This is a genomic window from Streptomyces sp. NPDC031225 (assembly GCF_055570355.1).
In genome coordinates this window covers 16,374-40,585 of record NZ_JBVIHJ010000033.1, presented here as the reverse complement: position 1 = coordinate 40,585, position 24,212 = coordinate 16,374, and the positions used below count along the sequence as shown (strand labels likewise).

Sequence of the window (24,212 nt, the reverse complement as noted above, 5' to 3'; positions counted from 1 at the left end):
CCGCCCGGGCGGCCTTCGCGCTGTCCGGTCAGCCCATCGAGTCGGACCGTAACCCCCTCACAAGGAGCTGTCGCACATGGTGTCCATCCCCTACCTCGACAAGGCCGACCTCGCCCCGCTGGCCGACGCCGCCGCATCCTGGAAGGCGCTGCCTGCCAAGTACGACGCGTTGCAGCGGGAGTTCGAGCAGCGGGTCGTCAACCACCTCAAGGGCCACTGGGACGGCGACGCGGCCGAAGCCGCCTTCGTCACCATGGGCAAGGCCCGCACGGAGTACGAGAACGCCGCCACCGAGGCCGAGCGCATAGCCAAGCTGTTGCTGGACGCGCACGGTGAATTCGCCGCGTCCCAGAAGCAGTTGCACGCCCTGCTCGACGAGGCCCGTAACGACCACTACAAGGTCTACGACGACGGCCGTGTCGAGGACGTCGACCCGCGGCAGGACAGCCCGACCGCCTCCGCCTCGCCTGGCCTCGCCAAGGAACGCAAGCAGAAGCTGGACTCGATCGTCTCCCGGCTCACGAGGGTCCTCGAAGTTGCCACCGCCGCCGACGAAGCCGCCAGTTCGGCGCTGGAACGCGACGCCAACGGTGACAGCCAGTCCTTCAACACCAGCGTCTACACCACCCTCGACTCCGTCGAGGCCGACCAGGCGTCCGCGCTGATGAACAAGAAGGACCGTCTCAGCGACGCCGAGATCACCAAGCTCAACCTGCTGCTCTCCGCCAACAAGAACGACCCCGAGTTCTCACGGGAGTTCGCGGTCAAGACCGGCGGCGAGAACATGCTGAGCAAGTACAACGAGCTCATGAGCCCTCCGGCCGGCACCACGCTCTCCAAGGTGCAGCTGGCCCAACTCAAGGAGCTCAAGGCGAACTTGGGCACCACCATCGGTACGGCGACGACGTCGGACGACCAACGCAAGGGCGGTCCCGACCCGGACATCACCAAGTTCCAGAACGACCTGCTCAAGGCGGGCCAGCGCGACTTCAACGCCAACCCCACCGAGTCGCCGTACGGCCTCAGCGGCTACCAGCTCAGCAGCAGCCTGATGAGCGAGGGCAAGTGGGACAAGGACTTCCTCCAGGACTACGGCGACGCGCTGATCACCGCGGAGAAGAACGGCGCCAACGCGGGGCAGAACCCGGACGCGTACTGGGGTTACCCGCGGACGCTGGGCACGACCAACATCGGGGCGCTCGACCCGATGACAGGGTTCATGGATGCGCTGGGGCACAACCCGGATGCCTCCACCGAGTTCTTCGGCTCGGACACCTCGGTCAATGGCGAGAAGGTCGATCACTACGACTACTTGATGAAGGACCGGCATTGGCCCGAGGGCGGGGCCTACACGGGTGACTCCAAGAATCCCAGCGGCTACGACAACCTCGGTCACGCTCTGGAGTCCGCGGTCACGGGGCACTCGTACGACAGCAGTCCCTCGGCGGACACACCGGCCCACAACGAGCAGCAGGCCGCGCTCATGGAGAAGGTCGTGCACGACGTCTCCAAGGACGACGGACTGGCCCACGACGGTATGCAGGACAGTCTGGGACGGATGGCCGGTGAGTACATGCCGGACATCCACCAGTCCCTGACGAACGACCAGTCCGACAACAGGGGCCAGTTCTATCCGCTTTCGGGCACCCGGGCTGTGTTCGACGAACGCGACACCTCCCGGTTCCTCATGACCGTCGGGAAGGACCCGGACGGTTACGCGGCGGTCAACATCGGCGAGAGCGCGTACACCTCCAACCTCATCGACTACCACCTCCAGCATCCGGAGGCCTTCAAGGGGTCCACAGACACCGCGCTCAGGGAGATCGCGAGGTCTTCCGGCGAGGTTCAGGGAAGCATCGCGATCGGCAGGCGGGAGTCGGACATCGGCACCGGTGTGGAGGCCGACAAGTCGTACAACGACGCCATGGGGCGTGCGGGCGGCTACGCGGCAGGCATCGTGGGCACCGGCATCGGTGTCGGTACCTCCTTCATTGCCACGCCCGCCGTCGGCGCCGGAGTGGGCGGTATCGCCACCACGGTCACCGGAGACCTCATCAACCAGATCGTCCAGGGATCCGAGCGGGACACCCTCGGTGACACGGTGTACTCCAGCGGTGCGGACTGGGAGAACTCGAAGCACTCCACCACGGCGGTTCTCCAGGACGCTTACCAGAACTCCGCGGAGGCCCAGGGCAAGGGTGACGTCGCCGACTACAACAACATCCTGGCCAACGAGGTCGAGCAGGGTTTCCAGTCGGCCGAGAGCAACCTGGACGGTTACGGCCAGGACAAGAGGGGCACGGGCCAGGGCTGACCCGGAGGGCCCGAGGGGCGGCCCGGCGGTCACACGCGGCGCATACAGGTTCGGTCGTCACGCAGACAGGGATCACGTGGGATGAAGTGGGACTCTCGGGCTCTGTTCCGAGGAAAAGGAAGACGTCGGCTGATCGGTTCCGCGCTGACGCTGGCTGTCCTGGGGGCCGGATACTACGGATTCCAGTTCCAGTATCCGGCCGCCAAGACGGCACGGGCGTGCGGCGGGATGCTCCCGGTCGACTCGGTGCTCGACCTCGCGGGGAAGTCGAAGCTCTCCCTGCTCGGCCTGGGCTTCGACGTTTCCAGTTGGCAGTTCGACGTGTCGGGTGACGTGAGCGAACCGGCCGGTCTGGCGACGAGATGCAAGGTTGACGGCATCGAGATCGCCATTGAGACCACGGCCGGCGCTCAGAACGCGTACGGCGCCTACCAGGACGACGAGAAGACCTCCCCCGTACCTCTGGCCGGAGGGTGGCAGGGGCTCATGGTCACCAAGAACGAGGAGGCGACCGCATCGGTGCTCCTCAACTGCAAGAACTGGTCGTCGAAGGAGGGCAGCGGCATCCTCGTGACGGCGGATTCGCCGTACGACGTCGAGGCCACCGAGTCCGTACGCCTCAAGCTGGCCCGGGCCGCCACGGGGACGGCACAGCGCGCGGCGGACAAGACCGGTTGCGAGACGGAGCCAGGGGACCCGGGCAAGCTGACCGCTCCGGCCACCACCGCCCGGACAGTGTCGGCCGATGCCGCCACGGGGACGTGCGAGGGGATGACCTCCGCGCCGACGGTGCGAGAGACGGCCGCCGCGAAGTCGCCGGTAGAAGAGTGTGTCCTCGTCGGGAGCCTGCGCCTCGTCGCCGCGTACGGCCCCTTCAGCGACGCGTCCGAAGCGGTCGTCAACGGTAAGTACGGCGGCCACGACGCCCCTTCCGGAGTTGACAGCTCCACGGCCTGGACGTCGGTCACGTGCCAGGGCGCCCTGGGTATCGGGTACTACCATGCTTCGCCGGTCGAGGGAAGTGACCGGAAGTTCACCTCGGACCCGCTCACCGAAAAGGAGCGGGCGGATCTCGTGCACTTCGCGGAGCGGTCGGCGGTTCGCCACGGGTGTGGTGCACCGGCGGCTCTGGGCTCCTGAAAACACGGGTGTTGGGGACATCGATGCTGCAAGGGTCATGGCGGCGGCGCAAGTCGCTGCGCATAGGGTTGCCGCTTGTGCTGCTCGTCGGCGGGATGGCCGGTCTCCTTCTCGCCGAGGGTTCCGGCGGTGGACATACGGCAGCGAACCGGGCGCAGTTGAGGAGCGCTTGCGCCGGACTGCTGCCGTACGAGGAGCTCAAGAGCCTCGGACTGATCCGCAGGGGGTGCGGTCCCGCCGGATCGAGGACGACGTCCACCCCGGGTGGCAGCCTGGGACAGGAGGTCCGCGCCGGTCGTGGAGAACCAGTCGCCCTCACCCGCGAACCGCGCCAGTTCCTCCAACGACGTGCACATGTCGACGACTTGGCCATCATCGGTCTCGGCGACGAACACGCCCGGCCTCTCCGGGCGAGCGCAGTACACCGTGGCGGTCAACCAGGCGGCCAGCAACTCCTGTGGCGACGACTCCTGTTGCGCAACTGCCTCCAGTACCGCGGGCAGGTCGCGCGGGGTGGCGCCGCCGGAGGCACTCTTGATCATTTGAAAGATTCAATCATGCGGTGGGGCAGGCCCAGGTTGCCGTACCTCCATCGTGTGCACATGCGTGACTCTTCGGCCGGTGTGGGGTTGAGCGATGCCGGTCCGGGGAGTTCTCTCCACGAGTTGGGCCAGACGCCGAAGGACGAGGCCAAGAACTCCGAGGCGGTGGACGAAGCTCCAGCCGCCCCCGTGTTCCAGACCTCTCGCCCCTTTGTGAGGGACAGCAAATGGGCAGGACCGGTGACCGAGTTGGGCCGCCGGGACCGGCACGGGGGCCACGGCGACCGTCACCGAGCCATTGGCGTAGCCGAAGAACACGCCGACCGGGAGATCGACGAGCCATGTCCACAGGGTCCACCCGCTGTGTCACAAGCCCGTCGCGTCCGGCGTTTTCACAGCAGCCCCGGAGACATGTCACCCGCCCCGGAGTCCTCGGCCTCCCAGCGCAGCGGATCCCCCGGTCCCACAGCTCGATGTCGTCGGCCGCCGCCCTCTCGACGTACGGCGCACAGCGGTCCATGTCCGTGGCCTCGGCATGGCGGTCGGTGCGGCGACCAGCACAGCCGTACCGATCGTGGGAACGATCGCGGGCTGGGCCGTCGAGGACATCCAGGCGCTTGTGGTGGATCAGGTTCAACACGACACCGTTGACGAGGCCCAGCACGAGGCAAGGGAACGGTATGCCGAGGGCAGGGAAGGGGTGAGGTCCTCAAGCGCGGAGTCATTGCGTCAGGCCATCGCGCACTCCGGTCTGCAGATGTCAGAGAAGGACATCAACGTGTATGCCGAATCTGCGGCGCGGGCCTCGGAGGACGGGTGTGCCGCAGGGACCACTTGGAACTCATCCACTAGCGGACGGTGATCAAGACAGTGCCCAGCATTCTTGGTTCACGAACGTTTCCCGGGGCACGGCGGAGACTCTGGCCGCTCGTCGTGGTTGTCACGGCGACGCTGGTCGTGTCCAGCTGCAGCGGCAGCGGAGGCGACGACAAGACGGACAACCGCAATACGTCTGTATGTGACGGAAAGCTCCATGGCGACGCCTTTCGTACGCTCGCGGGTGATGGTGGTGCGGCCTCGGAGGAGACCCACGACTTCCATCCCAAGGAGTGGACCGCGGGAGGCAGGTGCTATCTGTACGGTCAGAAGCACTCCGTGGAGATCGACTACCTCTGGCATCCGGACAGCATCGACAACCTCGACAGGTACAGGTCTCCGGGGCCCTCCACCGTCAAGACCTTCAAGGTCGGTTCGGCCACCGGATATCTGGAGACGACCAAGGTGCGGGTGGCCAAGGGAAACGTGAACCAGAACCGGGCGTGGCTGGCTCTTCCCTGTGCCATGCCGGGAGAGGCGACGAGTGATCACTCCATGCTGGAGATCGAGGTGAAGGAGCCGCCCCCGGCACGGACCCTCGACGACTCGCTGACCAAGGCGTTCGTCTCTGCCCTGACCATCGCTACGAACTACCTCGGTGACGATGTCTTCAAGTGCTTGACGTCCCCCTCCGCAGCGGCGTCCGGGTCGGCTTCTCCGAGCGCTTCGGGCGACTGACATCGACGTGGGCCGGGACTCTGGCACTTTCCGGCACTTGATTGGCCGCGCAGGCAGTCGTACGGCTGGGGGACTGGCACGTCATGTCGACGAGGTCGGGCAGGCCCTGAGGGCTCAACGCGAAGAGCTCCCAGGCGGCGGACGACACTCTCGTCGATCTGTCGGCTCGTAGGAGCTCAGGAGTGGGGCGGGGGACTGCACACTGGAGCTGCGTCGTCCCCCGCCCTGCCGCCGATCCGGCTTGCCACTCCTCAGTCGGTGGTGGGAAGGGCCACCAGGGTGTACGCGGTGTCCCCGGAGATGATGGACGGGGTCGCCTCGGAGACGTAGAGCCGGTTGTCGTGCCAGTAGGGCCTGGCGAAGACGGACATGCCCTTGTGAACGTCCGGCGGGTACTCGACGACGGTCTTGATGGCACCGTCCTTCGAGCCCAGTTCCACCAGCTCGGACCCCGCGTCGTTGTCGTTGCTGTCCCGGTAGGCCAGGATCCGGTCGCTTCCGGCCGCCGGCAACGGATGGAACCCTCTGAACTCGACCGCCTCGGTCTTCCACAGCTGCTTGCCGCTGTCGAGGTCGTAGGCGGCCAGCAGGTCCTTGCTCTTCTCGCCGGTCACAGCGATGACGAACGTGTCGCCGAAGACACCCGCCTCCGACCAGGGGCCGCCCCGCGAGTCGTGGGTCATGACGTACTCGGCCGGTGTGGCGGGGGAGAACTGGCTGCGGACCTTGCCCGTCTCGTCGTCGAGGGAGAACAGGGCGTCTCCGTCGTCACCGTGCCGGATCAGGACGACGGGGGAGGTCGAGATGACGTCACCCCCGTCGAGCTCGCCGAGACTGTCCTTGGGAACCTTGTGTCGGTAGGTCCAGCGGGCCTGCCCGGTGGCCGGGTCGATGAGCGAGACCTCGTCCCAGCTCTGGCCCCAGTCGGGGTCGGCGAAGTCGTTGACCCGGCATCCGCGGACCCGGATCAGCGCCTTGCCGCCGGTGAACTCGCCGCTGTCGCAGTCCTGTGTCGCGAACTTCTTCGGATCCCAGGCCGTCGTACCGTCGACCGCCTTCAGGGCCAGCGTCACCTTCGCGGCGTTGATGACGACGACGTCGCCGGCCCGCGCGACCGACACCTGGTCCTTCGACGTCGTGTCACCGGGCTTGAGGTCCTTGTCCCAGAGCTGCCTGCCGCTGCCGAGGTCGTAGGCCACCACGTGATCGCAGGCATTACCCTCGCCGTAGGCGACGATCCCGATGTCACCGGAGGAGTTCTCGGGTGCGACGCACGCCTCGTTGCTGTCGCCGGGCAGCGCCGTGGCCCACAGCTGCTTGCCGGTGCCGAGGTCGTACGCCTTCACACCGTTGGACAGGGTCTGGACCACGGCCTTGTCGGTGAACCAGGTGCCCCGGGTGTTCGCCTGGAGTGCGGCGCCGGCCTCGTCACCGCTCAGCTTGGTGGCCTCCACGCTCCACAGCACGTTGTTGCTCGGCGAGCCGATGAACATGTACCAAGCCCCGAACCCGGCCCCGCTCAGAACGAGCACGGCCATGACTAGCAGCACGATCATCCCGACCGGCTTCTTGCGCGTGCTCCCCGGCTGAGCTCCGCCGACAGGACCGACGGGGCCGGGGTGCCCGTACGGCTGTGGCTGCTGCGGGAAGCCGTAGCCCTGCGGCGGGTGCTGCGGAAACCCGTACCCGGGGGGAGACGCTTGCGGGCTTCCGTACCCGGGCGGGGGTGCCTGTGGGGGGCCGTACCCGGGTACGGGTGGCGGTGAAGCCTGCTGAGGAGCCCCGTATCCATATCCATACCCGTGCTGCTGCGGAGTTCCCTGCGGTGGCGCCGGAGGCTGCTGCGGGTACCCGTACCCCGGCGGGGGCACGGGTGGAGGAGGCTGCCCGCCGTACGCCCCGCCGGCTCCCTGCGTGCCATCTGTGCTCATCAGCTGTGGCTCCTCACATAACTCGCCCAGGCGGCCTGGAACTGGCTCTCCCCCATACCCGTGGCCTCGCGCAACTGCTGGTCGAGTTGCTCGGGGTCGCGATAGTGGTCGGCGACGAACTGAAGCGCGGCGGCGGCGCCGCTCTTCTCGGCGATCATCCGGATAGCCAGGTAACTGACCGTGTAGTCCTTGCCCACGTCGCCCCCGCTCCCGGCCGAGGTGGGCAGCGTGCCGCTGAACTCCTTGCCGGTGACGTCGTTGCGGACGTTCCACGCGCCGAGCTCGGTGTCGAAGCGGAACGCCACATAGTCGGCGAAGCCCTCGACCACCCACCAGCGGGCGTTGGACTCGGTGACGAAGCCGCCGGCGGCCTCCAGCGGCTGGACGATGGCGTGCGCGAACTCGTGGTGGGAGATCTCCTGGACGAGCTTCGGCCAGTACGTCGCGTTGGTGAAACGGCTTCCGGACGTGTCCATCTTGACCCGGGCGCCTCCGTACTCCAGGTCCTTGCGGTCCCCGCCGAACCCGGCGTCGAAGGTGGGCATCGCCACGCTCTGTCCGGCCTCCCAGTCGACGTAGGGCGAGCCGTACAGGGAGGAGTAGGTCTTGCGGTCCGGTTCGAGGACCGTCACGAATCCCGTGGGCGTCTCGGTGTCCTCGGGACCGTTCGCCTTCCACAGCTCGATGTCGTCGGCCGCAGCCTTCTCGATGTATGGCGCATAGCGGTCCGTGTCGGTGGCGTGCTTCTTGTCCGAGATCGTGAGCGTGTGGGCCTTCTTGACGACGTGCATGTCCTCGTAGAGGTCCCAGGGAGCCGGGTAGAAAACATAGCCCTTGGAGCCGTAGGCGCCGGGCGAGGGACCCACCTTGGTGACCCGCGGTTCGGCGTCCTTCGACTCCCGCTTGATGATCCACCGGTACCACTCCGACACCGGCCGGACGTCCACGTCCTGGATCTTGTGGACGAAGGCGACGTCGAGGGCGATCGTGGCCCCGTCGCCGTACTCGTTCGTGCTCGATCCGGTCGTCTTGAGGACGGAGTACTCGGCCTGGGTGAAGGGGATCTTTCGCAGGTTCTCGAAGAGGTTCTTCTGGGTGTCCTTGGCCTTGCCGGCGAAGGGCGCGAGATACGTGTCCTCGTCGCCGCTTCTCAACGCCTGGCTCCGGCCGTCGAGCAGCTCCTCGATGTCGTCCGGGCTGAGCAGTTGCTCGCCTTGCGCATCGCCCGCCGCAGTGGGCAACGTGCCGCCACCGAGGGCCTGGTAGGCGGCGAGGCCACCTATTCCGAGCACGGCGAGCACGGCAAGGATGACGACACCGATGACGGCCTTCTTCAGGCCGCTCCCGCCCTGGTCACCGCCGCCTCCGCCGGGAGGCTGCTGCTGTGGATACGGGGTGTGGGGTGTGGTGGGCCACCCCGGCGCCGTGGTGGGCGGTTGCGGCGGATAGCCGTAGTGGCCGGGCGCGGCCTGGGGCGGATAGGGCACGCCACCCGGCTGCTGCTGCGGTGGAGGCTGCGGAGGTGGTGCCCACCCTCCTTGCCCCTGTGGATACGCGCCGCCCGGCCCTCCGGGCGGCGGAGGGTACGACATGAACTCCCTCTCCCCATGAGTCTCGAAGATGCGTGGGAGCCCACAGTGAAATGGAGCATGACGCTCAAGTGATCAAAAGCTCCCCCGAAATGCTCATGACACCCTACTAGCTTGTCGGTTTCGGACTGGTGCCGCTGCTCGCCGCTTTTCTCATCCGGGCGGAAAAAGATGGTGATCCATACGGAAAAGACCGATGGGGGTGGCGTGGGCCGATTGCGGTGATGGCGTGAATATCCGTGACGGAATGATGGCCTCCGAGGGGGAAACAGTGCCTGTACGGCCACAGAACGGACGTGTGGACGCGATGATCCGGCGACCGTCCGTCCGGCCGAATCCTTACTCGGGATCGCTAAGGTGCGGGCCCTCTGCCGTTGTCACCTGGAGGTTCCTCGTCGATGCAGATGGCCGCTGTTCCGCTCGCGGCCCCGCCCGGCGGTGTCGTCAGCCTGGTCACCCTCGGGTGGATCGGTGTCGGCGTGGCCGGCTGGTGCTTGTGAACCTCCTCATCGCATTCGGGTCGCGGCGACGGCGCAGGCAGGCCCCGCCAGGCAACTGCGCGAGGAACTGCGTGAGGAGATCCGGAACGCCGCACCGAACGTCCGCGGGCACATCCGGGTCAATCCCGCCCGGTAACCGGGGATTTCCGCCGGGGAGGCCGAAGCCGTCGCCGGGGAAGAGGGATTCACCCGGCAGACTCACGGCACGAAGGGAATGTGGCTTTTCCTGCGCCGAGTTTCCGACTGACACGCAGCACCGGAACGCGGGGAGAAGGAACACGGCCGATTTCAAGGTCAGTCCGACGCACTGCGCAAGCTGAAGAAGAAGCTTGAGGACAGCCAGGCACAACGCGACGAGGCGATGCGCCGGACAAGGGCCGACTGGACGACACCCAGGCCCGGTTCGACAGCGCCAGCAGTCGGCTGGAGAACGCCAACGGGGAAAGTACACCCCCGTCGAGGCGGAGGAGGAGTTCCTGGAACCGGCCGCGCTGATGGCCGCGGGGATTTCCTTCACGGCACCGGAACCGGACCGGGTTCCGAAGAGCACACTCGCCGGTGCGAGCCCCTTCGGGCAGCCCGTCTCACGGCTCCAGCAGCGCGTCCACCCGAAGCTGTACCGCGTACACCCCCTCCGGATCCCCGACGACGAGCAGGCCCTCGGGTGTGAGCGTGAGGGTGGTGCAGGGGTGCAGCAGGGGCAGGGTGCGCATCCGGCCGGAGAACACGTGCCACAGGTGCAGTTCGCCGTCGCTCCAGGCGACGGCGAACACCGGGCCGACGGGGGTGTCGGCGGCGGCGAGCGCGGTGGGCCGGGATCCGCGGCGCTCCACGGGTGTGGGCATCGGCTCCGCCGAGGTCTCCCACAGTCGCACGGCCCCGTCCAGCCCCGCGCTGAAGACGAGCGTCAGGCCCTTGTCGGTGAGGTGCAGGCATGCGGCGGCCGTGACCGGGCCCTCGTGCACCGGGAGGGAGCGCGGGGCGTCCTGGTACTCGGTCAGGGACCAGAGGTGCAGGGCACCGGAGCCGTCGCCGACCACCGCGTACGGGCTTTCCGGGCCGCTGCCGAGCGCGGTGACCCGGGCGTCCCGCTCGGCGAGAGCCTGCGAACCGTGGTGCTCGGCGATGTGCCCGAGCACGAAAGCGGCCGTCGGGTCGTCCTCGGGCGCCCACGGCAGCAGCGCGTCGGCCCCGTCGTCGAGCAGCAGCGCCGAGCCGCTGTCGCGCGGGGCGACGGAGCCGGGCCGCACGAAGGCCGCGCCGGAGGCGGGGTGCACGCCGGTCCGGGCGCCCGTGGCCACGTCGTACGTCCCGAACCGCCCTGTCACGTCGGCCGCCAGGAGTCCGCGCCCGGCGCCCGGCAGCAGGGCCAGTGCGGTCACCGGGAGGTCAGGTCGCGCCCACACGGCGGACCACCAGTGCCGCTGGGCGAGGGGACGCAGGAACTCCGTCAGGGACGCGTCGGTGCCCACGGCGGCGGCGTGCAGCACGGCGGCCCGGCCGGCGCTGTCGTCGTCCTGGGCCGTCAGCCCGGACGCGGCACGCCGCCACACCCGGCGCAACTGCCCGGGTACGGGGATGCGTTCGTCGGCGAGGACGGCCGTGAGGGCGGGCACCGAGCCGTGCACCAGGAACCCCGGATCACTCAACAGGCCGCGCACGGCGGCCCCTTGGTCGTCGGCACGGAGCGCGGCGTCGAGGACGTGCCGCAGGACCGGAGTGGATGCCCGGGCCCAGTCCGGTCGGCCGTCGGCGGTGTGCGGGACCGTCGCGACGAGGTCCGCGAACGACTGCCGTCCGGTGTCGGGGCGTGGGGTGGTGCCGACGCCCACGTCGATGGTCTCGGCGTCGTCCGCGGGCAGCAGGCCGGATTCGCCGACCTCCACGACCGCCCGCACATGAGGGAGGGACAGCAGGGGCTCCAGCAGCTCGGCGACCAGGGTCGCCGGTGCCGCCGCCGGCAGATCCACGGGGCCTGCTCCGGCCCGGTGCAGATCAGGCACGAGCAGCAGGACCGGTCGCTCGTCCTGGCTCATCCGGTCCAGCAGCCGCGCCGGGGCGAGCGGGCCGTAGCCGAGCTGGTGTCCCGCCGCCCAGGCGAAGGACTCGGCCGTCAGTCCCTTGGCCAGGACGGTGGCGTGGACGGTGGTCGCCGGGTGGCCGGCCGAACCGGCCAGGAACCATGCGAGCAGACGGCTCTTTCCACTGCCCGCGGCACCCCGTACCACGCACAGCCGAGGCACGGCCCCGCTGTCGTCGGCCGCCCAGTCGAGCAACTGCCGCCCGGCGGCCCGCTCATGGTCGTCCAGTGGCGGCCAGGAGGCGATGTCCGGTGTGGTGATGCCGGCGGTCATGGCGTACTGCTTCCCCTCATCGGTCGTTCACCGGCGTCCTACGACTGCTCTATGACGGCTGCTGTTCCACGGCTCCACGACTGCTCTACGACGGCTGCTGCTCGGCGGCCTCGCTCAGCAGCCGGATGCCCTCGGCGCGGGACTCGGCTGTCTCGCCGTAGGGGAAGTTGTGTGTCAGCTGCGCCTCGGGGAAGGTCTGCCCGAGCCACAGCGAGCAGTAGTGCCCGGGCATGAAGCAGGCCTCCAACTCGGTGTAGACCCGCAGGACTTGCTCCGGTTCCACGCCCGCGGCCCGCAACCGGGCCCACAGCCGCTCCTCCGGGTGGACGCCGATGTCACCGGCCTGCGTGACGATCTGCTTCTCGCCCTGGTCGTTCAGGATCTCGAAGGCGGTGAACCACTCCGCGCTCGCGGTGTCCCGGATGTCGTCCAGGACGAGGGGCCACCAGTGCTCACGCTCCTCGAACGCCCGCGCGTCCAGCGCCCGCAGCCGCTGCTCCAGCTCCGCGTACGCGGCGGCAGCCGCCTGCGGCTCGTCGGTGCCGAGGATCGCGGCGAAGGCCTGGTCGAGCGCGGCGAGCGACTGGGCGAACGCCTCCGCGGTCGCGTTCACGAACCTCGACTCCTCGGTCCAGTCGAGGAGTACGGCCCGTACGACGCCCTCGTGGTCGGCGCAGAGCTCGAACCCGCGGTCGGAACCGAGGCGCGCCCACTGCCGGCACTCGTCCAGCACGACCGTACGGCCGACGGACTGCGCGAACGCCTCCAGCGGTACGGCGTCGTCGTGAGCGGTGACGAAGTACGGGCCGACCTGGACGGGGACCGCGACCTGGGCCAGTCGACGCACGCTCGCCGACGCGTCACCGGCGACCTCCGGCCCGAAACGCCGGATATCGCCTTCGGGGACTGTCATGGAAGATTCCGCCTAGTCGATGGACTCGTACACATTCGAAAGGACATCGTCCCACGGGGGCAAACGGGGAGCGTCCTCGTCATCCCAGTCGAACTCCTCCGACCAGGCGGGCTCCACGCCCTCGAAGGGAAGTGGATCGGCCTGGATCATCCGCTCCCGCAACGAGATGGCCACGGCCTCCGAATCCTCGACATCCCCGGACACCGAAAAGTCGTAATGCGGGCGCTCGACCTGGAGCAAATACGTGAAATAGGCGAAGGAATCGAGACTCCGGTTCAGCGGGAGGGCCCGGTACTCGCCGTCCGGCAGGCAATACACCCTTCCGGACTCGGGATCCAGGACGACGACGTCGTAGAAGATCTCACCGATGACGAGCCAGTTCTCCCAGCCCTTGGGCATGTCCTCGTAGTCGGAGAAGCGGGCGATTTCCGCGCAGCGGCGGAAACGGCCCGGGGTGTCCTCGCCCTCGAAGAGCGCGCCGTCCAGGAGGAAGAAGGAGCTGCGGTCGTGCGGAAGTCCGACGTCGGTCAGGACCGTGCGGGCCGAGGCGTGAAGTCCGGCGGGGAGCTTCTCCTCCTCCCACCTCTCGATCTCCTCGGCGGGGAAGACCGACTCCATCATCGCGTGGTCGACGAGCGGGGCCATGTGCTGTTGCTACCTCTTCTTCGGGTTCATACCGGTCAGGTACTTCTCCATCGCGTCATTGCCCCTCTGCTTCGAATCCGGTGTGTCGCCGTATTCGACGGTATGGGAGACGCGTACGTCCTTGGGGAGGTACTCCGACATCCAGGCGCTGCAGTTCTGGGCGCCCTTTCCGGTCGAGCAGGGTTCGCGTTCGGTGTAGAGCTCGGTAAGCCCGTCCTTGGTCCCGGCGTTGAGGAACGGTATGCCCACCTGGCGCTCCGAATGCGCTGCGGGCCATTTGCTGCGGCCGACGATGATGAACTCGTCATCGCCACCCTGCTTTCCGTAACGGCCCGCGGCGTAGTTCCGGCTGGAGAAGCCCTTCTTCGACTTTCTCCCGTAGTCCTTGTTGGCCTGGCGGGCCGTCTTCGTGGCCTGCGAGAGATCAGTGCTACCGAAGGCTACCTGCTGCGAGGGTTTGCTCTCCCGCCTGTCCTTGGGCGGCAGCGGGTAGTTGCCCGCCTTGCGCTCGGGGACGCTGTCGCCCTGCAGGTTCAGCGAGGTCAGGCGGGTGCGGTCGTCGTCGGTCAGGCCGTGATGGCCCTCCGGGGTGATCCGGGTGACCTTGCCCTTGTCGTCGAGGTGGTAGACGGGGATGTCACGGCTGGGCGACTTGGTGAGGCCCTGGATCTCGGTCGCGATGCCGTCGTCGTTGTCCTTGTGCCGCTTGGCCATCTGCTTCAGGCCGCCGGTCATGCTCTCGTCGAGGTGGGCGGCGGAGCGCTTGACGCCCCGCCCGATGCCCTCCATGACCTCGTCCACCATGGGGTCGAGCGCCGCGGTGAGCGGGTCCTTGCCGCGGGCGCGGCCGTGCGAGGACTTCGCGCGGGACAGCTTGGTGCCGGCCCCGTCACGGATCTTGCCGCCGGCGCCCTTGAGGCCGTTGCTGGCGCGGTCGTAGGAGTCGGGGTCCATGCTGAACTGACCGCCGCCGCCTCCACCGCCGCCCGAGCTGCTGGATCCGCCGTCGGCACCGGCCAGTTGCATCGACCCGCCCGCGCTCCCGCCGGCGCTCGCCAGTTGCATCCCGCCCGACTTGAGGGTGTCGACGCCCTCGCCCAGGCCCTTCTCGCCGGCCTTCGCGGTCTGACCGAGGTCGACGCCGTTCTGCGTCCCGAGAGCGTTGCCGCCGATCTGTACGACGAGATCGCCCGCCATCGAGCCGAGGGCCTGGAAGACCGGGCCCATCGCGACCTCCATGATCCGCGAGGCGATCTCCTCGCAGACCTCCTCGAAGATCTTCTTCACAGCGACCCGGGTGACCTGGGTACCGGCGATACCGCCGAGCGTCGACAGGCCGAAAGTGAGCGGGGCGGCGGCGATGGCGGCCGCGATCTCCGCCGCCAGGATGCCGAGTTGGACGATCGCGGCGAGCTTGGCGCCCTCGATCAGCACGGCGACCGCGTCCAGGGCGGTCGCCGCCACCCGGCCACCCTCGGAGAGGTTGGTCAGATGCTTGCCCTTGACGAGGTCCCAGTGCTTCTCCAGCGCCTGGATCGCGAGACCCTCGTTGCCGCCGATCAGGTCGGTGATCACCTGGTGCGCGTCGGCGGCGCCGTCGTCTATGTCGTCGGCGAACTCCCGCATGGCCTGGGCCATGTCGCGGTAGTCGTCCTCGTCGACGTTGGGCCAGCTGATACCTATCAGGTCCAGGGCCGCATCCAGCTCGCTCGGCAGGACTACACCCACAAGGGCCCCCGTTCGAAAGTTTCTCGAGTGAACGTAACTTTGATCGAATCGTGGACACAAGTTGAACCGCCGTCACATGACTTGATCTCAAGCTCAGTTGGCGCAGACCTTTCCGAACGGAACCCGGAGGCACGGAAATCCGTCGCGCCCCCCGCGGACGGCCGGTTAGCCTCCGCCCGGACGGGACCGAGAGGGGAGCCGAGCATGGAGACGGGACGCGTACGGACCGACCGACTGGGCGTGCTGCTGGACCAGTTCGACTGCGTCAGGGAGCGGGCGCAGGTGCGGCTGGAGGGGCTCGGCGACGAGGAGTACCTCTGGGAGCCGGTGCCGGACTGCTGGTCGATCCGGCGCCGGGCGGAAGCGGTGACACCCAGGGCGTACGGGCCGGGCGAGTGGGTGCTCGACCTGGGCGCCCCTGACATCCCGGCGGGGGAGTACGCCGAGGTCGCCCGGCAGGCCGCCGACGGCATGACCGTCGCGAAGATCGCCGAGGACTGGAGCGTGAGCGTCGAACGGGTCGAGGAGGTCCTCGCCCACACCGGCCCGGTGGAACCCGACATCACTCCGGTCACGACCATCGCGTGGCGGCTCGGGCACCTGCACTCCTGCTTCGCGGGCGAATGGGAGTGGACCTTCGGCGAACGCCGCCGCGATCCCCGGCAGTTGGTCGACTTCACGCCCTCCGCCGCGCTGGCCCAGGAGCGGTTCTGGTCCCTGATCGACCGCTGGCGCGACGCCGTCGGCCGGGTGACCGAGGAGCAACTCGACACGGTCGGTTTCTCGCAGTACCCGTACGGATCCGCCCCCGACGATCCGTACATCTCCGTGCTGTGGGGATCCAACCTGGAACTCATCCACCACATGGCGGAGATCGCCCTGCTCCGCGACCTGTGGCAGGCACGGTCGGTACGGACATCGGCGGAGCGTCCGGGGGCCGGTGAACGATTGGGGCGGTAGGCGCGGGTCGCGTGCCGGATGCGGTGGGCGGTCGGCCCGGTCCTGCTCGGTCCAGGTCGGTGGGGTGATCGCACGGTCCTTTGAGCGGCCAAGGCCTTTGCCGGCAGCGTTTCCTAGCCCCTGCGGCGACTGCGGTCGGCACCCTGCTCCCGTCCCGGCGGCTCGGAGCCGGACCGCCTCGACACGGTCGGAGGCGGCGCAGGCAGAGGACGGGCGGGCGGGATGACCGGCGACTTCGCCGAGTCCGAGCCCGAGTCCGAGTCCGAGTCCGCGTCTGAGTGCGACCCCGACCCCGAGTCCAAGCCCAAGTCCGCGTCTCGGCCTGCCCCGCGGACAGGCGGCCCGCCCCGGAAGCCTCGCCGAGCAGTGGGGACAAGCCCTTCGGGGGAAGTCATGTGAACGTTCCGTGAGCAAGTCGTCGTCGAATCGCCGGACGTCGACCGCCCCGCGACATGGCCTACCGACCTTTGAGAACCTGGCGTTCGTCATCGTCAACGGCATCGACAGTTGGGCGGCCATGAACCACGCCAGCCAGGAATGGGCCTCGCAGGGGCAGCAGCCGGGACAGCCGCAGTACGTCCCGCAGGCCCCGGCGGAGACCGTGATCGAGGTCCCGAACAAGCGGCTGCACAAGTACGGCAAGGTCGCGCAAGGGGAGCAGACCCTTGCCGTCCTGCAGGCCGGCCCCGGCACCAAGGGCGAGCCGGTCGCCTACGTCCACGTGCCGCAGGACGCCCCGAAGGGCGGGCGCCAGGCGCGACCGCAGTTCACCGTGAGCGGCCCGAACGGCGAACTGCTCAGCTCGGTGCGGTCCGTCGGCGGTGGGGTGTACGAGGTCCACGGCGGTGACGGCGCCCTGATCGGCCGCATCACCCGGCGCGCCGGACGGATCCTGCCGTGGCCGCGGCGTGTGCACTGGAGCGTGCAGCCCGCGGGGAGCGGCGAGCCGCTGACCGGAGAGGTCGGAACCCGCAGAGCGTGGACGGTGTTCGTGCTGATCTCCCCTCTGTACTTCGTGTGCTGGGCGGTCATGGCCGCCCAGGGATCGCTCTGGCTGCTTCTCGGTGAGAAGGGGGAGGCGAAGAAGGAAGCCGCCTGGGAGATGGAGCCCCCGACCTGGACCCGGTGGCGTTCGGCCGACCAGGCGGACGTGGTCGTCGAGTACCAGACAGGCCGTAAGTACCGGCTCGCCGCACCCCGTCTGGATCACCGCCTGGCCTACGCCCAGGCGGTACTGCACGTGTGGGACCGCGCATGAGCGTGCGCATGCCACAAATTGGCGACAGCGAACATCGCCAGGTAGGCCGGAAGTTGCCGCTCGGATAGTCTGACCGGCGATCACCGAGCACGCTACGGGGAGGCACACGGCGATGGCGGACTTCCAGATCGATGTCGATCGCATGAAGACACTGATCAACAGGCTGGACCAGGTGGACGACCGCATGCGCGGCGCCCAGGAGCGGCTGAACAAGGTCGGACCCAAGGGTTTGGGCACGGACGGACTCGACAGCGCCTGCGACGACTTCCAGGACGACTGGGGCGACGGCATCAAGCGGATCGCCGACGGCGCCAAGCAGCTGCACGAGGGGTTGCAGAAGACCGTCGAGTCGTACCAGGCGACCGACCAGGATTTGCAAAAGGGCTTCAGTCAGAAGTAGTTGTCACCACCGCTCCGAGAACTCGCACACGCACACAACGGGGAGAAGACGATGGGAATGTTCGACGACCCCAGCTGGCCAGGACTGACGTTCAATCCGGCCAAGGGCGACCTGCACACGATCGAGTCACTGGCCTACGACGTCAAGACGGTCGGCGACGAGCTCGACGAGATGCGCGAGATGCTGGTGGGCATCGGCAGGACGGACGGCATCTGGGACGGCGAGGCCGCCAAGAAGTTCCAGGAGAAGATCGGCGAACTGCCCAAGTACCTTCAGCAGGGCCATGACTCGATGAACGCCTGCTCCAGGGCGCTGCGCGGCTGGCACGACGAGCTCGAGACCATGCAGCGCCAGGCCAAGAACCTGGAGGAGCGCGCGGTCGAGGCCCGTAAGCGGCTCGACCAGAAGAACTCCGATGTCGACCGGGTCAACGTCAAGATCGAGGGCGCGCAGTTCCAGCAGCTCACCGAGCAGCAGGCCAAGCAGCTCTCGGAGGAGGCCGACTCCGCCTCGCGGGCGGCCCAGGACGCCGCGACCGACCTCAAGCTCCTCATCCAGAACGGCGAGGCGCTGCGCAATTACTGGGAAGAGCAGGCCGCGAAGGCCGAGAAGGCCATTCGCGAGGCCGCGGCCAACCGGCCGCCGGACATCAGCATCTGGGACAAGATCACGGGCGGCCTGAAGGGCGCCTGGGACGGCTTCAAGAACTTCCTGATCGACCACGCGGACCTGTTCTCCACGATCTCCGCGGCGCTCGCCGCGGCCGCCATCGTCGTCAACGTCATCCCCGTCGGCGGTCAGGTCGCCTCGGCCATTCTGGGGGCGGGCTCGGTCGCGTTCGCCGGAGCGGCGATGGCCGGCCACTGGATGGGCGGGGCCCCGATGTGGAAGGTCGGCCTCGACGCCCTCGGTGTGATTCCGGGTGTCGGTGGCGCCGGCAAGGCCATCTTCTCCGGCGGCAAGGCGCTCTTCACCGGAGCACGCGAGGCGGGAGCGCTCGCGTCGGGTGCCAAGGTCATGATGAACCAGATCAAGAACCCCATGAGCACGAAGATGATCAACTGGGGCCTCGGAAAGTTCGGCAAGGCCGTCGACCCGTCGCTCATCACGGGAGCAGTCAAGGGCTTCTCCACCGGTTTCGGCATCGGCCACCTGATCTCCGGCGGCGATGACGGCGGCAGCCAGCCGGCGGTCTCGACCCAGCCGGCCCCGGCCACCGGTCAGCCGCAGCCCACCCCCCAGGTCACGACGATGCCGTGGCCCGCCTCGGGTGACAAGTTCCACCAGACCCTGGCGGCCTGAGCACCATGACCGAATCCCTCACCACCGCACCCGCCCCGGACACGGAGAAGCCCGGACTGCACGTCGGGTGGGTGATACCGCCCTTCTTCCACGAACTCCCCGTGGAGAGCGACGACGTCGACGAGGCGGGCGAACAGCTCTACGAGACGGTCCGGAAGGTTCTGCCGGGCGGCACGGACGAGGACCGGTTCCGGATGTTCGTCACCTACGCCGGGATCATCGACGATCTGCGCAACGCCGGCGCGGTCTATGCGGGCTTCTGCAACCTGGACTTCGACGGCCGCCCCAGCACCGCCACGGTCGCCGTCTACCGCATGCCGTTGCACGACATCAGCGCCGAGGACGTGCTGTCCGAGTCCCTCGCCGCCCTCCAGCGGGCCTACCCCGACGACGACGTCCGGATCAGCAACCTGCCCTCGGGCAAGGGCGATTCCCAGGCTGTCGTACGGATCGGCCAGGCTCCCTTCACGCTCGCTGCCGAGGCCTCTCCCACCGGCGAGCCCCTGGAGGTGCCACGCGGCCAGATCCAGGTCTACATCCCGCTGCCCAACGATGCCGACCTGCTCGCGTTCGAGCTCTCCACGCCCTGCCTGGAGGACTGGGACTTCTATTCGGAGCTCTTCGCGACCATCGTCCGGACCCTGGACTGGGCGACGGAGGAGCAGGCCGAGATGGAGGCCGCCCTCTCCCGGGCCCAGCCGGTCCCCGACATCGCCCCCGACCCGGCCGTGGTCCAGGAGCTCTACTCCTTGTCCAGCCGGGTCCTGGACGGCCTCGGGGTACGGGGCCGGATGGACGAGGGTCATACGGTGTCCTCGGTGACCTGCGGCGACTGCTGGTCCAAGGGCCTGATGTCCGTGTGCACGGCCCGGCATCTGTGGCAGATCGACGACGTCCCGGACGAGCAACTCGCCGTCGCCGTCGGCCGCCTCGACGCGACCTTCCAGAGCCAGGGCTGGCTCAAGCTGTCGGGAACACCGGGAGAGAACGTGTCCCTGGCCGCGGACAGCGGGGCGGCACACCGCGTCAACGTCACCCTGATCCACGGCCGGCAGAGGCTCGTCGTCGAGATCGTCGCGCCCTGCACACGCACGGTGCGTGGACCGGGCGACTCTGCTTTCGGATAGCTGCCTGCCTGGGGGATCGCATCATGGACGACAAGGCCATCGGCCTCCTGCCGGTCGGCGCCCGCGCGCTGTCCGCAGACCCCCGGCTCGCCACCGCCGTACGGGACTTCGGCAGCACCTACGGGTACGACTACTTCGACGACGAGACGGTCGGACGCACTCTCGCCGAGCACGAGGCCTCCCTTCGCCGGGTTTCGCGCGGGGGACTGGTCTGGGCCGGATCCCTGGCGACCGCCGTCGGAATCGTGTGGCTGGTGTGGGCCGCCTCCGGCAACCCGGACAACACGGTGGTCGCCGTCGCACCCCCGGCCGCCGTACTGGCCTTGGCGCTCGCCGCGTTCGTCCAGGTCAACCTCCAGGCCAGGCGCAAGCTCCGCCACCCCTTCCTGCAGGGGTACCGGCACGTCCTCGCGGCGGCGCTCGCGCACGGCGCCCCCGTGACCTTCGTGCCCGCCTGGCTGACCGGCCGGGGCGGCGGGCAGCTGGAGGTGGCGCCGCTGCCGTCGTACGCCGGGCCGGCCGGGGGCTCGTCCCGCGGTGCCGGTGCCGCCGTGACCGCACCGCTGCCGCCCAAGCCGTCGGCGGTCGAGGAGTACGAGCGGATCGCCGAACACGGAGGCTGGCACGACGAGGCAGGCTGGATCCTGGTCGTCGCCGGAGCCGTCGGCGTGGGCTACGCCGTGGTCGAGGACCTGCCCGCGGCGTTCGCGTCCGTACTGCTCATCGCCCTCGGTGTCTGGACGTGGGTGTCCGGGCACCGCCTCGGCACACGCCAACGGGAACTGTCCCGCGAGGCCCGCGCCTACCTCGACGAGCTGACCAGTGCCCAGGCAGCCGGAGCGCCCGTCCAGGAACTCTCCCCCGCGCTCCGCAAGCTCCTGGACTCCCCTCTCTGAACCGCCTTCACGAGAACGGCGGTGGCGGCATCCGACTCCGGGCGCCGCCACCGCCGTATCCACGCGTGCTCAGCGCCTCAACCGACCCGCGCCCCCGCCGCCTTCGCCCGCTCCCGCGCCTCGTCGCTGACACCGCGCTTGCGGGCCGACATCCGGTCGTCCACCGCCGTGCGCTGAGCCACCCCGAACAGCCGCCGCGGTCCCGGTACGGCGACGACGCCCAGGAAACGCGGGTCGCCCGCGAACCAGACCTCGCCCACCTCGCCGGACCTGACCTTGCGGACCCAGAAGGTGTAACCACTGCCCAGGAAGCTGCCGTAGCCGAGGGAGACGGTATTGTCCGGGCGCTCGGGGTCCCCGAAGGAGAACCGGGTGGTGCCGTTCTTCGCGATCGAGGCGGCGCCCGGGACCGACTGCCAGGGATAGACGCGCAGGACCCGGCGCAGCGACCGGATGCCCAGGACCCTCGCGGTGTTCAGCATGGCCAGGTAGATCAGCACGAACAGGGCGGGGAAGAGGACCCAGAGCGTCCACACCGGTGTCAGGAGCACCGCGTACAGCCAGGCCACGAAGGACCCGAGCGAGAGCACGAAGGCACTGAGCCGGAACGCGGCCGTGCGGCGCCAGGCCCGCCGGGTGGCCGGGTCCTCGTAAGCCGTCTTGGTCAGGGGAACGTCCACTGCGTTTGACTCCATCAGGGTCAGCCGAAGACCGCGCGCACGGACGCCTCGACCTCGGACTGGGGGATCCGGGCCTTGAACTCCTCGGGGAGCGGGTTGTCGAAGCTCACCATCTCCGCCATGGCGCGGTGGATGTCACGGTAGTTCTCGCGAGCGTCGACGGCCGTGGTCGTCAACGTGAGGACCGCGAGATTCCGCCCGTCGGGGAAGGGCAGGTACGCGGTCGCCTCGTACAGGGAACGCTGCCGGGGGTCTGCCTCCGGCGGCAGCTCCACCAGGGACTCGGTGAACGCGCCGGGCCCGCAGGGCAGATCCACCACGGCGACCGGCAGTGCGTTCTTGCGCGCGGTCGCGGCCTGTGCCGCCGCCAGCTTCGGCGGGGTCCAGGGGATCTCACGCCGGGCGAGCATCACGACCGACTCCAGCATGGAGCCGTCGTCCCCCTCATGGGCGCCGATGGCGAAGCCCACCACGCCTTCCCGCCGCATCTCCGAGGTCAGGGCCCTGGCCTGGGCGAGCTGCTCCAGGAAGCCCGTCTGCTGCTCCTGCGGGACCAGTTCGAGGAGCGACTGGACCGCCTCGACCACCCTCGCGCCCTCGGGGGACTCCGGATCGGCGAAGAGGTCGCGGAAGGGGACCTCCACATAGCCGGGCGCGAGCGCGAACCACAGGTCGCAGCCACGCTCCAGCGCCGACTCGTCGATTGCGTACTCGAACTCGTCCGCGTCGTCGGTCATGAGTTCCACTCCTTCAGTGCGTCGCGCCGAACAGGATCTTCAGCGTCTTCAGGGCGGTGGCACCATGGCCGGCCCCGTCGAAACTGCCGGCCCGGACACCGTCCGCCCCGGTCGCCGCGTTCTCCGCGGCGGGGTTCTTGATCTCGTCCCACAGGTTCTTGGCCACGCCGTACGTCCCGGTGAGCGCCCCCGCGCCGGAGACCGAGACGTCGACGATCCGCGCCGCCGAGGACGGGTCGGCGGCGCCCTTCACCAGCCAGGTGGTGAGCGGGTTCTCGGCGGCGTGGATGCGCTGCGCGGCCAGCCAGGTCTTGCCGCCCGCGCTGCTCAGCTTCTCGCCCAGGGTGAGCGCCTCCGCACCGGCGCTCGCCGACCGCGCGGCCCCGTTGACCCCGCGAGCGACGGCACCGACGCCCGGCACCATGCCGAGGGTGTCGCCGACCACGCCCACCGCGTTGCTCCAGAAGTCCGCGTCGAACTCCCCCTTGGTGAAGCCGTCCTTGAGGGAGGCCCGGACCACCGGGTTCGACAACCGGCTGATCAGCGTCGCCGCGCTCGCCGCCGCCGCGACCAGCAGGAGGATGGGACCGACCGGTACGGCGAAGAACAGCGCCGCGAGACCCGCGATGGCGGCGATCGTGCCGAGGATGTCGGTGAGGTTGTCGCCGACCCAGTCCATGGCCTTCTCGAACCAGTTCGGCTCCTCGGGCGCCAGCTTGTCCGTGGAGTCCCGCAGCACCCGCGCCTTGCCGCGGGCGTCGGTGCCGTGCTCCTCCTGCAGCTCCTGCGCCTTCCTGACGACGTCGCTGTAGGCGGTCCTGGCGTTGTTCACCGCCTCGCGTGCCTTGGTGAGCTCTTCGGTCGCCCGGTCCAGCCGCGCCTGCGCGTTCCTCAGCTCGGCGTCGTTGGTGAACGTCTTGCCCGCGAGCTTCAGGTCGGGATTGGCGGAAGCCGTCTTCTCCTGGCCCTCCGCGGTGTCGATCCGCCCCTTCGCGTCCTTGGCGTCGCCGTCCAGAGCCCGCGCCCGCTGCTGGTAGCCGTCGAGCGCCTTGTGCCAGTCGGCCAGCGCGGTGGCCGCCCTGGTGATGGAGGCGTGGGCGTTCTTCAGGTTCGTCGGCAGCGCCCCGTCGAGCTGTTCGCGGAAGGCGACCGCCGCGTCGCCCTCCCAGTCGCCGCCCGACCGCAGGTTCTCGATCATCTTGTGGGCGTCGGAGATGGTCTGCGCCGACTTCTGGAGCCGTGCCGTCAGTTCCGACACGACGGGGACGCTGCCCGGTGCGGGGTCGAAGCCCAGCGAGGGATAGGTGGTCACTTGCCGCCTCCCTGTGCCGCCGCCTTGCGGAAGCCCTCTTCGAGGGCGTGGTCGACCTCGTCGTAGTTGGCCTTGCTCTGGCCCACGCTGTCCGCGAACTTCCCGGTCAGCTCAGCGATCTGCTCGGAGCCGTACTTCCAGTGCTCCTGGAACTCCGCGCAGGCGGCGTCCAGGTCCTTGGTGCCGATGCCCTCCGCGGACACGTCCTGCATCCACTTGCGGACGTTGTCCAGTTCGGCCTTCGCGTCCTCCAACGTCTTTCTGAACCGCCCCAGTTCGGCGGTGTCGGTCTTGAAATAGTCCGTCACGGTCTCTCTCCCCGTTCGACAC

20 protein-coding genes are annotated in these 24,212 nt (G+C 68.8%); 9 read left to right on the top strand and 11 right to left on the bottom strand.

Annotated features, from left to right (window positions below; all coding sequences use genetic code 11):
* Positions 1–76 precede the first annotated feature (76 nt).
* Positions 77–2,314 carry a hypothetical protein gene (locus ACZ48Z_RS39665; protein WP_468740774.1) on the top strand — a complete coding sequence of 746 codons (2,238 nt, stop codon included), beginning with the start codon at positions 77–79 and terminating at the stop codon, positions 2,312–2,314.
* An 81-nt stretch (positions 2,315–2,395) separates the two neighbouring features.
* Entirely contained in the window at positions 2,396–3,454 is a 1,059-nt protein-coding gene (locus tag ACZ48Z_RS39660; RefSeq protein WP_468740773.1) for a hypothetical protein, read from the top strand.
* Positions 3,455–3,489: 35 nt separating this feature from the next.
* Here ACZ48Z_RS39660 and ACZ48Z_RS39655 read toward each other — a convergent pair whose 3' ends face one another.
* On the bottom strand, positions 3,490–3,996 hold the full coding sequence (locus ACZ48Z_RS39655) for a hypothetical protein (RefSeq protein ID WP_468740772.1): 507 nt from the start codon (positions 3,994–3,996) through the stop codon (positions 3,490–3,492).
* A 933-nt stretch (positions 3,997–4,929) separates the two neighbouring features.
* Between ACZ48Z_RS39655 and ACZ48Z_RS39650 the strand changes: the two genes are divergently transcribed.
* Positions 4,930–5,550: a hypothetical protein gene (locus ACZ48Z_RS39650; RefSeq protein WP_468740771.1), complete on the top strand. Its 621-nt coding sequence runs from the start codon at positions 4,930–4,932 to the stop codon at positions 5,548–5,550.
* A gap of 251 nt (positions 5,551–5,801) precedes the next feature.
* Here ACZ48Z_RS39650 and ACZ48Z_RS39645 read toward each other — a convergent pair whose 3' ends face one another.
* The 6 genes from ACZ48Z_RS39645 to ACZ48Z_RS39620 all read right to left on the bottom strand — a co-directional run bounded on the left by ACZ48Z_RS39645 (position 5,802) and on the right by ACZ48Z_RS39620 (position 15,210).
* Positions 5,802–7,106, bottom strand: coding sequence for an outer membrane protein assembly factor BamB family protein (locus tag ACZ48Z_RS39645; protein ID WP_468740770.1), 1,305 nt, complete (start codon positions 7,104–7,106; stop codon positions 5,802–5,804).
* Between the two features lie 374 nt (positions 7,107–7,480).
* A complete protein-coding gene (locus tag ACZ48Z_RS39640) occupies positions 7,481–8,968 on the bottom strand; it encodes a hypothetical protein (protein WP_468740769.1) in 1,488 nt (495 codons plus the stop codon).
* A gap of 1,186 nt (positions 8,969–10,154) precedes the next feature.
* Positions 10,155–11,924: a WD40 repeat domain-containing protein gene (locus ACZ48Z_RS39635; RefSeq protein WP_468740768.1), complete on the bottom strand. Its 1,770-nt coding sequence runs from the start codon at positions 11,922–11,924 to the stop codon at positions 10,155–10,157.
* A gap of 85 nt (positions 11,925–12,009) precedes the next feature.
* Positions 12,010–12,837 (bottom strand): nucleic acid/nucleotide deaminase domain-containing protein, encoded by an 828-nt coding sequence (locus tag ACZ48Z_RS39630; RefSeq protein WP_468740767.1) that lies wholly within the window; start codon positions 12,835–12,837, stop codon positions 12,010–12,012.
* A gap of 12 nt (positions 12,838–12,849) precedes the next feature.
* The gene (locus ACZ48Z_RS39625) at positions 12,850–13,482 is read right to left on the bottom strand and encodes an SUKH-4 family immunity protein (protein WP_468740766.1); all 633 of its coding nucleotides are present in this window, start codon (positions 13,480–13,482) and stop codon (positions 12,850–12,852) included.
* A 9-nt stretch (positions 13,483–13,491) separates the two neighbouring features.
* Complete coding sequence (locus ACZ48Z_RS39620; RefSeq protein WP_468740765.1) at positions 13,492–15,210, bottom strand: nucleic acid/nucleotide deaminase domain-containing protein; 1,719 nt, start codon at positions 15,208–15,210, stop codon at positions 13,492–13,494.
* A 204-nt stretch (positions 15,211–15,414) separates the two neighbouring features.
* Between ACZ48Z_RS39620 and ACZ48Z_RS39615 the strand changes: the two genes are divergently transcribed.
* From ACZ48Z_RS39615 to ACZ48Z_RS39590, 6 genes are all read left to right on the top strand, one after another.
* A complete protein-coding gene (locus ACZ48Z_RS39615) occupies positions 15,415–16,170 on the top strand; it encodes a DinB family protein (protein ID WP_468740764.1) in 756 nt (251 codons plus the stop codon).
* Positions 16,171–16,687: 517 nt separating this feature from the next.
* Positions 16,688–17,428 (top strand): hypothetical protein, encoded by a 741-nt coding sequence (locus ACZ48Z_RS39610; protein WP_468740763.1) that lies wholly within the window; start codon positions 16,688–16,690, stop codon positions 17,426–17,428.
* Positions 17,429–17,540: 112 nt separating this feature from the next.
* A complete protein-coding gene (locus ACZ48Z_RS39605) occupies positions 17,541–17,828 on the top strand; it encodes a WXG100 family type VII secretion target (protein ID WP_468740762.1) in 288 nt (95 codons plus the stop codon).
* A 51-nt stretch (positions 17,829–17,879) separates the two neighbouring features.
* A complete protein-coding gene (locus tag ACZ48Z_RS39600; RefSeq protein WP_468740761.1) occupies positions 17,880–19,130 on the top strand; it encodes a putative T7SS-secreted protein in 1,251 nt (416 codons plus the stop codon).
* 5 nt (positions 19,131–19,135) lie between these two features.
* On the top strand, positions 19,136–20,257 hold the full coding sequence (locus tag ACZ48Z_RS39595; RefSeq protein ID WP_468740760.1) for a hypothetical protein: 1,122 nt from the start codon (positions 19,136–19,138) through the stop codon (positions 20,255–20,257).
* 23 nt (positions 20,258–20,280) lie between these two features.
* Positions 20,281–21,153, top strand: coding sequence for a hypothetical protein (locus ACZ48Z_RS39590; RefSeq protein ID WP_468740759.1), 873 nt, complete (start codon positions 20,281–20,283; stop codon positions 21,151–21,153).
* A 77-nt stretch (positions 21,154–21,230) separates the two neighbouring features.
* On the opposite strand, the gene ACZ48Z_RS39585 is transcribed toward ACZ48Z_RS39590, so the two are convergent.
* From ACZ48Z_RS39585 to ACZ48Z_RS39570, 4 genes are read right to left on the bottom strand one after another with little or no spacing between them, the layout of a single operon-like run.
* Positions 21,231–21,833 carry a hypothetical protein gene (locus ACZ48Z_RS39585; protein ID WP_468740758.1) on the bottom strand — a complete coding sequence of 201 codons (603 nt, stop codon included), beginning with the start codon at positions 21,831–21,833 and terminating at the stop codon, positions 21,231–21,233.
* A 20-nt stretch (positions 21,834–21,853) separates the two neighbouring features.
* The gene (locus ACZ48Z_RS39580; protein WP_468740757.1) at positions 21,854–22,570 is read right to left on the bottom strand and encodes a hypothetical protein; all 717 of its coding nucleotides are present in this window, start codon (positions 22,568–22,570) and stop codon (positions 21,854–21,856) included.
* A gap of 13 nt (positions 22,571–22,583) precedes the next feature.
* Positions 22,584–23,882, bottom strand: a complete 1,299-nt coding sequence (locus ACZ48Z_RS39575) for a hypothetical protein (RefSeq protein WP_468740756.1) — start codon at positions 23,880–23,882, stop codon at positions 22,584–22,586.
* Complete coding sequence (locus tag ACZ48Z_RS39570; protein ID WP_468740755.1) at positions 23,879–24,190, bottom strand: hypothetical protein; 312 nt, start codon at positions 24,188–24,190, stop codon at positions 23,879–23,881. The genes ACZ48Z_RS39575 and ACZ48Z_RS39570 overlap by 4 nt, the downstream gene beginning before the upstream one ends.
* Positions 24,191–24,212 lie beyond the last annotated feature (22 nt).

Coding starts and splice junctions, on each gene's coding strand:
- ACZ48Z_RS39665 (WP_468740774.1), top strand. CDS start 77: ATGGTGTCCATCCCCTACCTCGACAAGGCCGACCTCGCCCCGCTGGCC.
- ACZ48Z_RS39660 (WP_468740773.1), top strand. CDS start 2,396: ATGAAGTGGGACTCTCGGGCTCTGTTCCGAGGAAAAGGAAGACGTCGG.
- ACZ48Z_RS39655 (WP_468740772.1), bottom strand. CDS start 3,996: ATGATCAAGAGTGCCTCCGGCGGCGCCACCCCGCGCGACCTGCCCGCG.
- ACZ48Z_RS39645 (WP_468740770.1), bottom strand. CDS start 7,106: ATGATCGTGCTGCTAGTCATGGCCGTGCTCGTTCTGAGCGGGGCCGGG.
- ACZ48Z_RS39635 (WP_468740768.1), bottom strand. CDS start 11,924: ATGACCGCCGGCATCACCACACCGGACATCGCCTCCTGGCCGCCACTG.
- ACZ48Z_RS39630 (WP_468740767.1), bottom strand. CDS start 12,837: ATGACAGTCCCCGAAGGCGATATCCGGCGTTTCGGGCCGGAGGTCGCC.
- ACZ48Z_RS39625 (WP_468740766.1), bottom strand. CDS start 13,482: ATGGCCCCGCTCGTCGACCACGCGATGATGGAGTCGGTCTTCCCCGCC.
- ACZ48Z_RS39615 (WP_468740764.1), top strand. CDS start 15,415: ATGGAGACGGGACGCGTACGGACCGACCGACTGGGCGTGCTGCTGGAC.
- ACZ48Z_RS39610 (WP_468740763.1), top strand. CDS start 16,688: ATGAACCACGCCAGCCAGGAATGGGCCTCGCAGGGGCAGCAGCCGGGA.
- ACZ48Z_RS39605 (WP_468740762.1), top strand. CDS start 17,541: ATGGCGGACTTCCAGATCGATGTCGATCGCATGAAGACACTGATCAAC.
- ACZ48Z_RS39600 (WP_468740761.1), top strand. CDS start 17,880: ATGGGAATGTTCGACGACCCCAGCTGGCCAGGACTGACGTTCAATCCG.
- ACZ48Z_RS39595 (WP_468740760.1), top strand. CDS start 19,136: ATGACCGAATCCCTCACCACCGCACCCGCCCCGGACACGGAGAAGCCC.
- ACZ48Z_RS39590 (WP_468740759.1), top strand. CDS start 20,281: ATGGACGACAAGGCCATCGGCCTCCTGCCGGTCGGCGCCCGCGCGCTG.
- ACZ48Z_RS39580 (WP_468740757.1), bottom strand. CDS start 22,570: ATGACCGACGACGCGGACGAGTTCGAGTACGCAATCGACGAGTCGGCG.